We start from the raw sequence: 15,268 nt of genomic DNA, 5'->3' as shown, positions 1-15,268 counted from the left end.
GATTTCAAAACAGTGCTACACTCTAGTCCCTAAGCTTCTTTTCAACCCTCCTAGCTCTGTTTTCCTATGCAAAGTTTCCGCAATTATTACGAGATTTTGGGCGTTGCTAATGATGCATCGGCTGATGAAATTAAGCGATCGTATCGACGCTTAGCGCGACAATATCATCCGGATCTCAACCCAGGAAACACAGCAGCAGAAGACAAGTTCAAAGCTTTGGGAGAAGCTTATGGCGTATTGTCTGACCCAACGAAGCGGGCGCAGTATGACCAATACGGCGGTTTTTGGAAACAGCGCGGCTTTCAAACCGGGCGTGGGGGACGAGACGACAAATCGACCTATGGCAAATTTAAGACGTTCAATGAGTTCTTCGATGAGGTTCTCAGCCGGAAGACTCCCGCACCAGAACCAGACTTCGATCCGGTTCCACGTCAGACCCGAACCACTCGCACCGTCCGTACTGCAACACCGCCGCCTCCGAGACAAGAACCTGATCCATTTCGTCCGGGAACCTCGAAGGAAAGTTACACCGTGAGACCTCCCAAGCCGAAGCGAGATGCAGAAGCAAGGTTAACGGTTCCGCTTGAAAAGGCTTACTCTGGGGGACGGGAGCGCATTCGGCTCGAAGATGGTCGATCGCTCGAAGTGGATATGCCGCCTGCGATGATGACTGGGCAAAAAGTCCGGCTGCGGGAGCAAGGTGTGAACGGTGGCGATCTGTATCTCAAAATTGAAGTCTCACCGCATCCGTTTTTCCGACTCGAAGGATTAGACATTAGCTGTAAATTGCCGATTACGCCGAGTGAAGCAGTCTTAGGTGCACCCGTCGAAGTCCCAACACTCGATGGATTGGTGAAGATGGTGATTCCAGCCGGAGTGCGATCGGGACAGCGCTTACGACTGGCAAACAAGGGCTACCCCGATGTAAACGGCGATCGGGGCGACCAAATTGTAGAAATTCAGATCGCCGTCCCCAAAGAACTCAGCGAACAAGAACGCGAACTCTACGAGAAGCTGCGGCAAGCTGAAACTTTTAATCCTCGGAAGGACTTACCCGTCTAATCTTCCGGGAGAATCCATTGCGTTGGGGTTGACATGCGCTCTAGCGCTTTTTTCCGTACCGCTTCATCTGCCATTTCTAGCAGCTTATCGAGCGGCGTATCGCTGATAAATTGGCTGGTTTTCTCGGTGTACTCCCGGTTTGGACATTCATCCCCCAGAACACAGCCGTTCTGACACAGTTCAGCGCAGTTAATTTCCGTCATGGTCTCTCCAGAGTCATTCATCAGGTGTTCTCAAGCAGTCGCGACAGTCTGCCCACTTGTCATTCTAGCGGGCATCGACGATCGTACCTATCTCCCTCGTGGTATGCGAGAATCAATCTACGGTTAGCTTCCGAGTTTGAAGGCTTCGAGAAATAAGCTGTAAATCAGTCCGAGCTTGAGCGCATTTGCAAGTTCAATCAGGAGCGATCGACGCAAGCGATCATTTCCCCCGTAAGTAAACCGACTCACCGCTTCTGTTAATAACAGCAGAAAAAACGCTTCCACGATATCGAGTTCCGCTTTCTGACCTGCACTGGTTGAAATGGCACTACCAAGAAAAAAACCGAGCAGCAGTCCGATCATCAGCAAGGACGTGCGCCGCCAAGGATTGCGAAACACCTGATTAAGTTGTGCCGCAGTGGTATTCACGATCGTACTCAGTCGAGTATTCTGCATAATTCAAGTGCGCCTGATCACAAGACTATCCAAACTGTATGCGAACTCTTGCCGAAATTAATCAAAAAATTCAGCGTGGAACCGCGATCGTTCGCACTGCTGAGGAAGTGAAAGCTCAAGTGGCGGAAATGGGCGTAACGGAAACGGCAAAAGTCGTTGATGTGATTACGACTGGAACTTTCGAGCCGATGGAAGCTTCAGGCGCAATTCTGAACTTAGGACAGACCGATCCGCCAATCAAAATTCGCCAGTGCTGGATGGATGGCGTGCCTGCTTATGCAGGGTTTGGAGCGGTGGATTTGTATTTAGGCGCGTCTCAATTAGTTGAATACCCCAGTGGAGGAGAGCCGCTCGATAGTGACGATCGCGAGTCTCCAGATGTACGGCAACGACAGCGCGGCGGCGGTCATGTGATCGAGGATTTGATTGCCGGAAAGGCGGTGAACCTACGTGCGATCGGGCAGGTGACGGACTGTTATCCGCGCTCGTCCTTTGAAACGACGATTACCCGCGATACGATTAATCAATTCTATTTGTTCAATCCTCGCAATCTGTACCAAAATTTTATCGTTGGAGTAAACGGCGGCGATCGTCCCTTGTACACCTATCTAGGCGCACTTCAACCGCGTTTAGGGAATGCCGTCTTTTCAAATCCGGGCGCAATTTCGCCATTGCTCAATGATCCAGATCTGCAATTAATCGGCATCGGATCACGAATCTTTCTTGGTGGTGGAGTGGGCTATGTTGCTTGGGAAGGAACGCAACATTTTCCGCTGCAAAAGCGCTTACCAAACCGCACCCCGATCGGGCCTGCTTCTACGCTGGCGCTGATTGGTGATGCGAAACAAATGGACGCGAAATGGGTACGGGGTTGCTATTTTCGCGGCTATGGTGCTTCGTTAATGTTGGGTGTTGGCATTCCATTGCCTGTGCTGAGTGAAGAAGTAATCACTCATTGTGCCGTTCGCGATAAAGATCTGGTGGCTCCGATCGTTGATTTTTCTATTCCTCGCCGCGTGCGTCCAACCTTTGGGCTTGTAAGTTACGCTCAGTTGAAATCGGGTCGATTAACGATCGACGGTAAATCTGTCCGGGTTGCTCCACTTGCCAGCGTTTATTTATCGCGACAGGTCGCCCTTGAGTTGAAGCATTGGATCGAGTCAGGAACGTTTACTTTGACCGAGGCAGTGGCACCGATTCCGAGCGATCGAACATTTATTCCGCAAGATATGCGCGGCAGTTGAATACCTTTGGAGAGTAGAAGAAAACTATAGTGATCCTGTTTGAGTTGTAAACGCTAAAAGGAGTAGGGAGTAGGGGGCTGAAAAGGGAACGACACCCCGCTCCTCACTTCACAACTAATTCAGGTCACCATATAAGCAATTTCGCTTAGATCTAATCTGATCTAACGGTAATTTGACGGGGCTTTCACGTCCTACTTGATTCGTTTCAAATTACTAATGTAAAGTCAAATTAAGAATACCTCGGAAAGAGATTAGAAGTTGTGTTTATCGTTAATAAGGCTTCTGGTGAGCAGATCGATCGTCATCAAATCAATCAGATCAAAATTGAATTGGAGAAAAAATTTAGCAATCAAGCTTTTGATCCAGCAGGTTTGGGGCTGATTTGGGCGGGTGAATCAGAATTCGTCTTACTTAGTGCAAATCTTTGCCTACAAGCAGTACACATTAACCTGATTTATGCTGTGATCGAGCTTTATCGGGAACAGCAGCTTGACCTTGTAGAGCTGGATTCTCCAAAGTTTCGGCTTAAATGCTGAAGCCACGAAGAAAAGTACAGCGCTTCGGGTTGAGCCGTGCGGAAACTCAGCAAATTGAACTCTGCGGCAGATTTAATTTGCTGAGCCGATCGCGCTCCCGATGCAACCCCCATTGAGACGCTCATGTACGCTAACATTCGAGGCACACAAATCTATTTCGATATTGAAGGTGCAGGACTTGTTCCTCAAGGCAATCAAATGCGCGAAAAACCAGTCGCCTTTTTGATTCATGGAGGGCCTGGAGCTGATCACACTTCCTACAAACCGACCTTTTCTGCATTAAGCAACAAGATGCAGCTTGTCTACTTCGACCATCGTGGACAAGGACGATCGGCAAGAGGTGATCAATCTACTTATACCCTCGATCAAAACGTCGAGGATATGGAAGCGCTGCGGCAGTATTTAGGGTTAGAGAAAATTATTGCGATCGGTGGCTCCTACGGCGGTATGGTGGCGCTCACTTACGCAACTCGCTACCCCCAAAACCTCTCACACTTGATCGTGATTGCCACAGTCCCTGATTCTCGCTTTCTCAAACGTGCTCAGGAAATCTTGCAAGAACGCGGCAGACCCGAACAAATCGCGATCGCGCAATATCTCTGGAATGGCAACTTTGAAACCGAAGAGCAGCTCAGCGATTATTTCCGCATCATGCACCCGCTTTACTCATTTACGGCTGACTCAACTCAAGCGGTTCAACGCCGATCGATTCTCTCGATCGAGGCAATTAACGAAGCCTTTGGCGGATTTTTGCGGTCGTACGATGTCCTCGATCAGCTTCACAAAATTACGGCTCCAACGCTCGTAATCGCAGGTCGCCACGATTGGATTTGTCCGCCTGAATTCTCTGAAGAAATTGCCCAAGCGATCCCCAATTCAGATCTCCGCATCTTCGAGAACAGCGGACATTTGATTCGAGTGGATGAACCTGAAGCGCTACTTGATGCGATCGCAGGCTTCATCGTTTACAAAAAATAAGGGCGATCCGAAGACCGCCCGTTCAACCTATGCTTCACTAATCGCGCTATCTGCCGCAGGGGGACTGCTTTCAGCCCGACGCTTCACGGGCTTGGGCAGCGGTTCCGATCGACGCGGTGCTTCTGGCGCAGAAGCGACACTTGCGGGTCGGCGATCACCTCCACCCGGACGCGGACTAAACGGTCGTCTTCCGCCCGGACGAAATCCTGGACGACCGCCTGAGCGCTCCCTAGCGCTTTCCTCCTTCGATTTTTTGCGAGGCGGAATCATTCCGATCGATTTAGCGCTCTTGATGACGAGATCGGCTCCTTCACGCTGGACGTTGAGTTCCCAGAAATAACCGACCACTTTTCCGCTTAACTCACCATTGAGCTTTAGCTTAAAAGACTTCGCTCGATCGTCTTTCTTGCGCGGCGACTGCTGAATCTTCACCACAACAGACTTCTCTTCAGGTGTATGAAAGATAACTTCTCCCCGAATTGAGAAATAGTTATCTTCAACTTCCGAGGAGGGCAGATATGCAGGTGATTCTGCTTCTTCCTCGTCAGGCTTACTGAGATTTTCAGGCTCCCAAACTCCGACAATCTGAACGTGCAAATCTTCCTGCTTTTCGCGAGTGCGCGGATACACAACCCAGAGATGCTCTTGTTCGAGGTCTAAATGATTTTTCACCAGGCTCATGACGCGACCGAGCAATACCGCTTCGATCGTCGTGCCATCGGCAGTGATCATCTCGCCGCGGGTGAATTGCTCGTCCGAGGCTTTATACCGACCGCGCAGTAACCCAATGGCACGGTACTGCATCGGTTCGCTTGGGGCGGGAATCGGTTGCTGTCTCAAACTCGCCGGATCAAACGCTGGTTCTGACGGAGACTCAACTGCTGGAGGCGGAGCCGGAGCAGGCGACTGTGGACGAGCCACAGGGCGCACCAACGGGCGCTGAACAGTCGTGTGTTTTGAATCAGAGGCTTCTGAGGGTTGGGGCATGGTAGAGCCTTCAGCCGCATTCTGAGCGGCATAGGGTTTAGGAGGCTGGGGTGGGCGGTTTGGCAAGGGACTCATAGGCTGTCATCGTCACAGGCTGAGGGCAAAAGCATTTCAGGCGCTTATTGTACTGAATGCAGGCTGATTTAACGGAATCCGAACGCTTTGCAACGGGTTTACAAAAAACTCACCCAGCTTTGCATCTTTTTCGGAATCTCCCTAGTTCTGGTAAAACTGCCATAATAAAAAATACGACAGTTTATAGAACTTCTTAGCATTTCCGGCACAGTGTCAGCAATAGCACTATGCCCATGATACTGATTTCTAATGCTGCGCTCTTCGATTTCTCGAATAGATAACTTTAAGTTTTCCCCTGGCTAGTTTGAGATCAACACGAAAGAATCAGCATTCTGCCAGTTTGAAAATCTCAACCTTGAAATCTATCGCCTAGAAGCGTGCAGAGAACCAATCCTGCTTTAGAAAACGCTCGTCCTTAAAAAAGCGCGTTAAAATTTGTGAAGAAGGGTCTTATCCTTTACAGAATCAACCTTCAGGAATCTTTCGCACTCAAGTTGCATCTTTAAAATGTAGATAAGTTCGTGCTCTTATTATCGCTTCGCTCTCAGTTTGGCGAGTTTGATTCATGCAAGTTCCCCTTTTTGGCAAAGTTAGTAAAAAACCGACCCGTTGGCTATTGGCGCTACTTGCAGCAGGCGCGATCGCGCTTCCAGGGGGTGCTTTTCTAGTTTCACGGCAGTTTGCCCCGCGTCAGGAAGCCGCCACAATTTCTGTTGAATCGAAGACGGTGACGGCACGTATCTCAGCCAGTGGAGAAGTAATTCCAATTCGGACGGTCAATCTCAGCCCCAAAACGACCGGAAAAATTGCCCAACTGCTTGTGGATCAAGGCGACCAAGTGATGCAAGGGCAGGTGGTTGCTCGAATGGACGACAAAGATATTGAAGCTGAGCGCGCTCAGGCTCAGGCGCGAGTTGCAGAAGCGCAAGCGAGGTTAGATCAGCTCAGAGCCGGAACCCGTGTCGAGGAGGTGCGGCAGGCAGAATCAGAAGTGGCGCGGGCAAGAGGTGAGGTCGATCGCGTTCAAGGTCTTGTGTCAGATGCAACGCAAGCGGCAGAGTTTGCCCGGACGCAAACCCGAAGACAGCGTGAACTAGCAAGCCAAGGGGCAATCTCGACAAATTCGCTCGATGAATTTATTCGTCGTGAGCAGAATGCGAACCAAACTTTGAGCCAAGCTAGGGCGCAACTAAGCCAGTCACAGGCGCAACTCAATCAAGCGAATCAGCAATTAGCGCAGCGGCAGAACGGTGCAAGACCAGAAGAAATTCGGCAATCCGAGGCGCAGTTAGCAGCGGCGATCGCTCAACTCCAACAAGTGCAAAATCGGCTCGAAGATACCTATATTCGCGCTCCGTTTTCAGGAGTGATTACGCAACGGTACGCGACCGTGGGCGCATTTGTGACCCCGACAACACAGGCAACCGCAGGAGCAGATGGTTCTGCTTCGACTTCGATCTTTGCGCTGGCAAACGGGTTAGAAGTGCGGGCGAAAGTGCCGGAAGTCGATATCGGGCAAATCCGGCGCGGTCAGGAAGTCGATATTCGAGTCGATGCCTATCCAGAGGAATCCTTTAAGGGACGAGTGCGATTGATTGCCCCGGAAGCCGTGACTGAGCGAGATGTGACTTCATTCTCGGTGCGGATCGACATTCTCACGGGGCGCGACAAGCTGCGATCGAAAATGAATGCCAACGTCAATTTTTTAGGCGATTCGATTCCGAATACGCTGGTTGTTCCCACGGCAGCACTTTCCACCCAAAGAGGACAAACAGGCGTTTGGGTTCCGGGTGAGAACAATAAACCGCGATTCCAGCGTGTGACGACTGGATTGAGTTTTGACAACGAGACTCAGATTTTAGACGGAATTAAAGCGGGCGATCGTATTTTCGTCCAGCCGCCAGAAGGTCAGAGAATCGATAACACAAATACTTAAGGCAAGCAGGCAATGGATTTTGGTGAAAGCCTAAAGATGGCGGCAAAGACGCTCACCGCCAACAAACTCCGCAGTAGTTTGACGATGCTCGGCATGATCATCGGCAATGCGTCGGTGATCGCCATGATTGGCATTGGACAAGGAGCGCAAAAGCTTGCCGCAGATCAGTTTGAATCGCTAGGACCCAACGTTTTATTTGTGACTCCCGGAAGCGGGCAGGCGCGGCAGAGAACCACCAACTTACCGCAAACCCTGGTTTGGGAAGATGCCAAGGCGATTGCCGAACAAATTCCGATGATTTCCGGAGTTGCCGCTCAGAAAAATGCTCAGTTTCCGGTCGTTTATGGCAATCGGAATTCATCCTCGCTGATTGTGGGAGCGACTCCCGAATTTTTGATCGTCCGCAGCTTTGATGTGGCAAAGGGTCGGTTTATTTCAGAAATTGACCTGAAACGGAATCAGCGCGTAGTGACCTTGGGGGCAGATTTGGCGAATCGGTTTTTTGGCGATCGCAATCCGATCGGCGAAGAAATCCGCATTCGCAATGTCAGCTTTAAGATCGTGGGTGTCTTGCAAGCAAAAGGCTCATTTCTAGGGAGTAACCAGGATGATGCCGCTTATGTGCCGCTCACAACGATGTCGAGTACGCTTACCGGACGGACTTCTCCGTATGGGTTGAATCTGACGTTTGTTTCGGTTTCTGCCAAAGATGAAGCCAGTATTCCAGCCGCAGAATTTCAGATTACAAACCTCCTGAGGCGGCGACACAAAATTGTCAACGAAGATGATTTTACGGTGCAAACTCAGAAAGACATTTTGCAGATTGTCGGCACGATTACCAGTGGGTTGACTGCGATGTTAGCGGCGATCGCCGGTGTCTCTCTACTGGTTGGTGGCATCGGGATCATGAATATCATGCTGGTTTCTGTGACCGAACGTACTTCAGAGATTGGGCTACGAAAAGCGATCGGGGCTTCTGGAAACGACATTTTGATGCAGTTTATGATCGAGGCGGTGATTCTCTCGGCGGCGGGTGGCTTAATTGGAACGGTGATTGGAGTCGGGGGAGTTGTACTCGTCGCTGCCTTTACGCCGCTTCAGGCAGTGGTATCTCCTGCGGCAATTATTCTTGCAGTTGGGGTATCAGGCTCGATCGGTCTCGGATTCGGTGTGATTCCCGCTCGTCAAGCTGCCAAACTCGACCCAATCGTTGCGCTCCGGAGTGCTTAATATGCCGAAGTCTGTCATCATTCGTTTAGAAGAAATCACTAAGGTTTACGGGATTGGCGAAGCGACCGTTCATGCCTTAGCAGGGGTTGATTTAACGATCGAACAAGGGGAGTATTGCGCGATTATGGGCGCTTCTGGATCGGGAAAGTCTACGATGATGAACATTATCGGCTGCCTCGATCGCCCGACTGCTGGACGCTACTATCTCGACAGCGAGGATGTTGCTCAACTCGACGATCTCGCCCTCGCTCACATTCGCAATCGCAAAATTGGCTTTGTGTTTCAGCAGTTTCATCTGTTGCCGCAGTTGTCGGCACTCGAAAACGTGATGTTGCCGATGGTCTACGCAAACGTACCCGCAGCAGAACGGCGCGATCGAGCGACAGAGGCGCTGATTCGAGTGGGATTGGAAAAGCGATTGCAGAATAAGCCGACGCAGTTATCTGGAGGTCAGCAGCAACGGGTGGCAATCGCACGAGCGATCGTCAATCGCCCCGTTTTGCTATTAGCTGATGAACCAACTGGAGCGCTTGACTCTACAACAACTCAAGAGATTTTGAGCATTTTCACCGAATTGAACGCCAGTGGAATGACCGTAGTGATGGTGACACATGAACCGGATGTCGCTCGCTGTACCCGTCGCGTGATTTGGTTCAAAGATGGTCAGGTTCTCACACCGTATCTTGCACCAGAAGAGGTTGGAGTTGCACCTGTTGGTTAATCAAATGGGTTAATCAAACCGGGGCGACCACAACTCCTCAACGGCAACTTGCCACCCGGGAAAGAGATCCGGAATCGTGAGAATATCACCGTCTTGAAGCATGATCGTCTTTTGCCCTGGACGGTGAACCTCCACAGTTCGATTTTCAGGATTGAGCAAAATTCCAACTTGCGTTCCTAGCTCCAGAAATTGTTGGATCTTCTCTCTCAATTTGGTAAGCCTATCCGTTGGAGATTTCACTTCTACCATCAAATCAGGAGCCAATTCTGCAAAACCCCGAGGACTCTGACGCAAGCGTTCAGCTCGGACAAACGAAACATCGGGAGCGCGAGTGTCAGAGTTTGGCAAGACAAATCCGGCTGAAGATCCGGTAATTCGTCCGAGTCGTCTTTCATCAACCCAGCTAAACAACTTGCCGCCCATCCGAAATGCGACTTCATCGGACTCGTAGCCAGACGGACTCATAACGATGATTTCTCCATTTACTAGCTCCATCCGATAGTCGGGATGTTGCTCCTGAAATTGCTCTAAATCTTTAACAGTTAACATTGTTCACACTCTCCCAAGTCGATCGACCGGATAAAATCGCAACCAAGCCCGACCTAAAATGAACTCCTGCGGCAGAAATCCCCAGACGTGAGAATCGTTGCTGTTATTGCGATTGTCGCCCATCACAAAGTAACAGCCTTCAGGAACTTGGACAGGTGGCATTTGATAAGACGGCGCTTCAGCAATATACGGTTCTAGAAGCGGCTGATTGTCTACAAAGACCTTACCGGACTTAATCTCGATCGTTTGTCCTGGCTTGCCAATGATCCGCTTGATGAAGGCTTGATCTTTAGAATATCCAAGTTCTTGTAACTGGGTGGGTGGATCAAAAACGATGATGTCTTGAAACTCCGGCGGATGCAGGCGGTAGGAAATTTTCTCAACCACCAGACGATCGCCAATTTGCAGCGTTGGCATCATCGAATCTGACGGAATAAATCGCGGTTCTGCAATATACGCTCGCACTAACAACGCCAGAATCAACGCAATAAATAGGATTTGAAAGTTCTCCCACCAAGTTTTCCATTTTGGAGCAGAACTTGAAGGAACAACAGCCGGATCAACTTTAGATTCAGGAGTCATAGCGCATTTAACGTACTATGCGATATTCTACCGAGGATTGTGAACTCTCGATGTTTAGCCCTTTGGCTTCAAATTATTTACGGATTTTGTTGCTGCTTCTTGTAGCAAAATGAGCATACACCGTTTGTAATCACGCGCATTTGCTGACTAGAAAAGGAGTGTCAAGAGTATGCCAGTCACGTCACTACAGGATCTTAGAGAGAATTTAGATGGACTTGGATATTATCTTGGGCCAAGAGGACTGGATGGATTAGGAAACAGCGTTAGCGCTTGCGATCGCGAAGTTCTAGGCGCGATCGACTGCAACGCGACTTCCCTGCGGCAACTTGCCAACATCGAAGACTACACCCGTGCAGCCATTTTGCAATATCAACTCGATAGCAACATGGCTGCAACCGGAAACGACGGGCCGCAGCTCAGAAGCGCGATCGAAAAAACGGTCAGAATTCTGCAAGACAACCTGAAAAAAGTATTGGGGATTTCGATCGAACTCAGCGGAAATTACCGCCGCACGACTTACAGTGCAGTTAAAACCTATCAGCGTACCCGCGGCTTACCCGTGACGGGCATCGCGACTCTAACGGTTCGTAGACGATTAAATGATGAAGCACGAGGCGCGGCCCCAACCCCTTCTCCAACGCCCTCTCCTTCATCAGAATTGGAGACTCTACGAAAACTTAGAAGCGACCTCATTACCCTAAAAAATAGTCTTCAAGCTCGACAAATTACCGACGAAGAATTCATTCGAGAAGTCTTCAGCCGAGTGCCTTAACCCTAGCGATCGCTCACGCAGAAAATGAGCAATCTGAGTTAGCGATTCATTGTTGCGGTGAGGCGATTGATGGCGTTGGTCTAAAGTCGGAGCCAAAATTGCTCTGGAAGAACTCGACGATCGAGTTGTTGATTCACATAATTTGCTGTCGCTAGTCCAGCCTCGAATGCACTCTCAACGCGATTTCCTCCGCACCAGTCACCTGTACAAACTAAAGGATTTGAGGTATTTGCTGTAAGGTATCGATCGGCAACCGGAGCAACTGGAAAAGCATAGCGCCAGCGATGCACCTGTAACACTTCAGGGCGGGTAAACCAGTCTTCCGCCACTTCTGCTGCTCGATGCAACAGCCGTTCTCCAACTTGCTCAAGGTCGCTCTCTTCGAGATGTTGTGCAGCAAAACGAGCATTACTTTGAACGACGATCGCAGGCTGTACCGGATTGAACTGCTTTGTACTGTTGATCCCAATCCAGCCTAAATCCGGATCAGACGGACAGACGATCGCTTTGTAGCCTAGTTTTTCAACCTCTGCTTGCCGCTCTAACGGATAAACGGCGATCGCGCTGATGCAAGGGAAATATTCAACTGCTTTAAGCCGCTCGACAAAGGCGTGATCCAGCGACCCGCAAATGATTGCTGCTTGTGGAGCCGGGATTGCAACCACGATCGCAGATGCCGAAATGATTTCCCCGGATTCACAACACAATCGCCACCCGTCTCGCGCTTCAATCCGTTCGACTCGATGATTTAATCGCAGCGTTAACCCAAGCGAGAGAAATTTCGAGATCGCTGCGATCCCATTTGCTGCGGCATAACAAGGAGCTTGACGTTCAGCCGGTTGAATTTGTCCTTGTGAGTTAAGCTCATGGATCGTGTCTGTCCAAACGCGAATCACTTTGCGATCGACAAGCCAATTCAGTAACGCTTGAAACTGAGCCGATTTTGGTTTGAGATAACACACCCCATGATCTGCGTGAGTTCCATGCAGGCGACGGGTTGCCATTCGCCCGCCTAAACCTCGTGATTTATCGACGACCACAACCTTATAGCCTGCTTGATGAAGAGATTGGGCACAGGACAAACCAGCCATCCCTGCCCCAACGATCGCGATGTCAAACTGAGAATCGAGCATGGTAAACCGTTGTGAAACAGGATGATTCGATGTGCCGTCTCACTTATGTAGAATAAGACTGACGCTGCATCGGGAGGAAGACCACCAGTGGATGAATTTAGAGCCGCTTTGGAATTGGCAACGGATGATGAACTGCGCGAACTAACCGAGATTCTATTTCGTCCAAAGTTCAATCCGCTGGATTACGTTAACGCACCTGACCCGATCGAACTACAAAGCCGTGACCGAGAAGACTGGCTAAATGCGATCGACGATCGATTTCGCTTTCTAGCTGCTGATGGTATCACCGTCCTGCGCCGCCAAACTGGACAAGTGACCTATCGCCAAGTGCTCATTCAGGTTTGCTGCTATCTAAAACTGCCCTATGAGGCGAAGATGTCTACCACAGACCTCGAAGCTGAAGTCTTTCTGAGTTTACTAAATCGGGCCTGGAAGCAACTTCCATCGCGTGAACAAACGGCTTTAACTCATCGAATTGAAAAATCCCTGGCGGATACCAGTTTTGTTGAAGAACTGCCGATATCTTTGCAGAAAAATCCGTTATCACTAGTGATGAAAGGCGGTAGTGCATTGGCAGTCAATACGGTAGTACAACCCCTTCTACTCGAACATATTGCCCGTCAGTTTGCTCTTCATTTTGCCCGCTACCAGGTCGCACAGCAAGCGATCGCCCAAGGCAGTATTGCTGCTGCCACGCAGATTCAAACGCAAGTTTCGATGCAGCTTGCACGACGCGGAATGACGGTGGCGACAGCGCGGTATGGTGCCACTCGCGCAGCCTTTGCCTTTGTAGGGTCGGCTTTGTGGGCTTGGTTCTTGGCAGATTTGGGCTGGAGGGCGATCTCCACGAACTACGGGCGAGTGATCCCAACGATCTTTGCATTGGCTCAGATCCGGTTAACGCGCTCTGAGCATTTTGAACCTGCTTGATTGAGGTTGGAATTGAAAACGCAGCGCCTTCAATCTCATCCTGATCCAGCTTTGCAGAAACATTGGACTGTCGTTCAAGTTGGATTATTGCTGCTGCCTTTTAGCGTGTTTCTGGGTGGGATTCCGGTTCTATTGGTGGCACTGGACATTTGGCGACGGCTATTTTCGCGCATGAGCCGTGAACCCGTAAATCGCGGCTTGGCGGTGCTGAGCGTGCTGATGATTGGGGCAGCGACGTTTGCTGTCGATCGTCCCACCGCCTTTTTGGGGTTGTTCAACTTCCTGCCTTTCTTTGTTGTGTTTGCCGGACTGGGTGAACTGATCGCATCGCCTCAGCAGCTCAGGCAAATCGCCTGGATTTGGGTGCTGACTTCCATTCCGGTGACACTGATTGGATTGATGCAACTGTTTTTTCAGGTCGGGGGATCGCCCTCGTTGCTTTGGGGATTGATTGAATGGACGATCGCACCTGGGGGTGAGCCTTTGGGTCGGATGTCCTCGGTGTTCACTTATGCAAATGTGTTGGCGAGCTATTACGCGATCGTATTTATTCTCGGCTTGGGAGTGTGGCTAGAAGAACGCAAGCCAATTTTAGGTGTGATTCTTTGCCTCAATATGATCGGGCTAATTTTGACCCATTCGCGCAATGCTTGGGCGATTGCGGTTCTAGCGTGTTTGGCGTTTGCGCTCTATCAGGGCTGGAAAACGATCGTCGCGCTGGTCGGAGCCGTAACAGGCTTGATGTTAGGAGCCGCGTTTGCTCCAGAGCCGATCGTATTGCCGTTAAGAACGATCGTGCCGCGATTTTTCTGGGCACGGTTAAACGATCAAATGTACAGCGATCGACCTGTGAACCAACTGCGATCGACCCAGTGGAAATTTGCCTGGTCGATGACAGAACAACGCCCCTTGACAGGTTGGGGACTCCGCAGTTTCTCGAAACTCTATACTGAGCAAATGCACCTTTGGCTTGGACACCCGCACAATCTTTTCTTGATGATGGCTGCTGAAACCGGATTGCCCGCAGCTTTGTTGCTATACAGCTTGGTGGGCTGGATTCTGGCTCAAGGGGTTCTCCAGTGGCGCAAGCTACACAAACTAGATCGGCGAATTTATTTCACCTTCTGGATCGCCTTCTTTGCCTGTACGTTGTTCAACTTTCTAGATGTGCCGCTATTCGATGCCCGGATTAATTTGATGGGCTGGGTGCTACTAGCTGGAATTTGGAAAACGAAGGCAGTAAGCTAATCCTGACTCTGCGATCGCAGTTCTGCCATTCGCGTTTCTAGCTGCTTTTTCTCGCTTTTGAGTTCTTCTTCTAAGACCTGGATTTGTTCGCGCCGTGCCTCAAGCTCGATTTGCCGTCGCGCTAGTTCTTGGCTCTCAAGCGTTAACGATTGTCGCCATTGTTCTGCCCGCTCGATCTCCTGCTGCAAATGACTGGGAGTGACTCCGTAGGTGAGATATCGCTGCACCAACTCCAGCACCCAGTCTTTTGCTTCTCGAATGTCTAAAATCTGATTGCTGTTCGAGATATCGACTAAAACTAATAAGCCATCGCTAAAGCCGCTGGCTTCGGTGGAAAGCACCGTCTCTTCTTCAGGAAGCTTTGTCCAAATATGCTCTGACTTTTGAGCAGCCAGTAAGCGCAATCCTGCTTTGCCTAGATAGCCCTTTTTTTGAATTTGCGCCAAGTGCAGCATTAATTTTCTCTCGATGTCGTCTCGGTGGGAACGATGCTCAGGGGCATTTACAGGGCGGTCTTACCTGCTAGTGTGCTAACAGCATTCAACGCTAGATTACCCGTTCCATCGTCCGTAGATGCACTAACCTGATGGGCACTTTCATGGAGCAGTCTTGACAACTGCGATCAG

General features: G+C 50.2%; 17 protein-coding genes. 10 read left to right on the top strand and 7 right to left on the bottom strand.

Annotated elements, in window-relative coordinates:
• Positions 1–66 precede the first annotated feature (66 nt).
• Positions 67–1,062 carry a J domain-containing protein gene (locus H6F51_08370; GenBank protein MBD1822508.1) on the top strand — a complete coding sequence of 332 codons (996 nt, stop codon included), beginning with the start codon at positions 67–69 and terminating at the stop codon, positions 1,060–1,062.
• Here H6F51_08370 and H6F51_08365 read toward each other — a convergent pair.
• Together H6F51_08365 and H6F51_08360 are read right to left on the bottom strand one after the other, a co-directional pair.
• Positions 1,059–1,286 (bottom strand): hypothetical protein, encoded by a 228-nt coding sequence (locus tag H6F51_08365; GenBank protein ID MBD1822507.1) that lies wholly within the window; start codon positions 1,284–1,286, stop codon positions 1,059–1,061. The two genes, H6F51_08370 and H6F51_08365, sit on opposite strands and share 4 nt — an antisense overlap.
• Before the next feature lie 102 nt (positions 1,287–1,388).
• Positions 1,389–1,721, bottom strand: coding sequence for a DUF565 domain-containing protein (locus H6F51_08360; protein ID MBD1822506.1), 333 nt, complete (start codon positions 1,719–1,721; stop codon positions 1,389–1,391).
• A 38-nt stretch (positions 1,722–1,759) separates the two neighbouring features.
• On the opposite strand from H6F51_08360, the gene H6F51_08355 reads away from it, so the two are divergent.
• The 3 genes from H6F51_08355 to H6F51_08345 all read left to right on the top strand — a co-directional run bounded on the left by H6F51_08355 (position 1,760) and on the right by H6F51_08345 (position 4,479).
• Positions 1,760–2,965 (top strand): homocysteine biosynthesis protein, encoded by a 1,206-nt coding sequence (locus tag H6F51_08355; protein ID MBD1822505.1) that lies wholly within the window; start codon positions 1,760–1,762, stop codon positions 2,963–2,965.
• Positions 2,966–3,225: 260 nt separating this feature from the next.
• A complete protein-coding gene (locus tag H6F51_08350; protein MBD1822504.1) occupies positions 3,226–3,501 on the top strand; it encodes a hypothetical protein in 276 nt (91 codons plus the stop codon).
• A 123-nt stretch (positions 3,502–3,624) separates the two neighbouring features.
• Positions 3,625–4,479 (top strand): alpha/beta fold hydrolase, encoded by an 855-nt coding sequence (locus H6F51_08345; GenBank protein MBD1822503.1) that lies wholly within the window; start codon positions 3,625–3,627, stop codon positions 4,477–4,479.
• Positions 4,480–4,506: 27 nt separating this feature from the next.
• Here H6F51_08345 and H6F51_08340 read toward each other — a convergent pair whose 3' ends face one another.
• The gene (locus tag H6F51_08340; protein ID MBD1822502.1) at positions 4,507–5,466 is read right to left on the bottom strand and encodes a hypothetical protein; all 960 of its coding nucleotides are present in this window, start codon (positions 5,464–5,466) and stop codon (positions 4,507–4,509) included.
• Between the two features lie 640 nt (positions 5,467–6,106).
• Here H6F51_08340 and H6F51_08335 point away from each other — a divergent pair.
• From H6F51_08335 to H6F51_08325, 3 genes are read left to right on the top strand one after another with little or no spacing between them, the layout of a single operon-like run.
• Positions 6,107–7,477: an efflux RND transporter periplasmic adaptor subunit gene (locus H6F51_08335; protein ID MBD1822501.1), complete on the top strand. Its 1,371-nt coding sequence runs from the start codon at positions 6,107–6,109 to the stop codon at positions 7,475–7,477.
• A 12-nt stretch (positions 7,478–7,489) separates the two neighbouring features.
• Positions 7,490–8,707, top strand: a complete 1,218-nt coding sequence (locus tag H6F51_08330) for an ABC transporter permease (GenBank protein ID MBD1822500.1) — start codon at positions 7,490–7,492, stop codon at positions 8,705–8,707.
• A 16-nt stretch (positions 8,708–8,723) separates the two neighbouring features.
• Positions 8,724–9,428 (top strand): ABC transporter ATP-binding protein, encoded by a 705-nt coding sequence (locus tag H6F51_08325; protein MBD1822499.1) that lies wholly within the window; start codon positions 8,724–8,726, stop codon positions 9,426–9,428.
• A gap of 9 nt (positions 9,429–9,437) precedes the next feature.
• On the opposite strand, the gene H6F51_08320 is transcribed toward H6F51_08325, so the two are convergent.
• On the bottom strand, positions 9,438–9,977 hold the full coding sequence (locus H6F51_08320; protein MBD1822498.1) for a Uma2 family endonuclease: 540 nt from the start codon (positions 9,975–9,977) through the stop codon (positions 9,438–9,440).
• A gap of 3 nt (positions 9,978–9,980) precedes the next feature.
• Positions 9,981–10,559 (bottom strand): signal peptidase I, encoded by a 579-nt coding sequence (gene lepB / locus H6F51_08315; protein ID MBD1822497.1) that lies wholly within the window; start codon positions 10,557–10,559, stop codon positions 9,981–9,983.
• Positions 10,560–10,728: 169 nt separating this feature from the next.
• Between lepB and H6F51_08310 the strand changes: the two genes are divergently transcribed.
• Positions 10,729–11,331 carry a peptidoglycan-binding protein gene (locus H6F51_08310; GenBank protein ID MBD1822496.1) on the top strand — a complete coding sequence of 201 codons (603 nt, stop codon included), beginning with the start codon at positions 10,729–10,731 and terminating at the stop codon, positions 11,329–11,331.
• Between the two features lie 80 nt (positions 11,332–11,411).
• Here the strand turns inward: H6F51_08310 and H6F51_08305 are convergent, their stop codons facing one another.
• Complete coding sequence (locus tag H6F51_08305) at positions 11,412–12,464, bottom strand: FAD-dependent oxidoreductase (GenBank protein MBD1822495.1); 1,053 nt, start codon at positions 12,462–12,464, stop codon at positions 11,412–11,414.
• A gap of 87 nt (positions 12,465–12,551) precedes the next feature.
• Here H6F51_08305 and H6F51_08300 point away from each other — a divergent pair, with 87 nt between their 5' ends.
• Together H6F51_08300 and H6F51_08295 are read left to right on the top strand one after the other, a co-directional pair.
• A complete protein-coding gene (locus tag H6F51_08300; protein MBD1822494.1) occupies positions 12,552–13,394 on the top strand; it encodes a hypothetical protein in 843 nt (280 codons plus the stop codon).
• Between the two features lie 12 nt (positions 13,395–13,406).
• Positions 13,407–14,642, top strand: coding sequence for an O-antigen ligase family protein (locus tag H6F51_08295; GenBank protein ID MBD1822493.1), 1,236 nt, complete (start codon positions 13,407–13,409; stop codon positions 14,640–14,642).
• On the opposite strand, the gene H6F51_08290 is transcribed toward H6F51_08295, so the two are convergent.
• A complete protein-coding gene (locus tag H6F51_08290) occupies positions 14,639–15,097 on the bottom strand; it encodes a hypothetical protein (GenBank protein ID MBD1822492.1) in 459 nt (152 codons plus the stop codon). The genes H6F51_08295 and H6F51_08290 overlap by 4 nt on opposite strands.
• Positions 15,098–15,268: the final 171 nt, after the last annotated feature.

The sequence above is a fragment of the Cyanobacteria bacterium FACHB-DQ100 genome (assembly GCA_014695195.1).
Taxonomy (GTDB): Bacteria; Cyanobacteriota; Cyanobacteriia; order Leptolyngbyales; family Leptolyngbyaceae; genus Leptolyngbya.
This window is presented reverse-complemented; position numbering and strand designations above follow the sequence as displayed.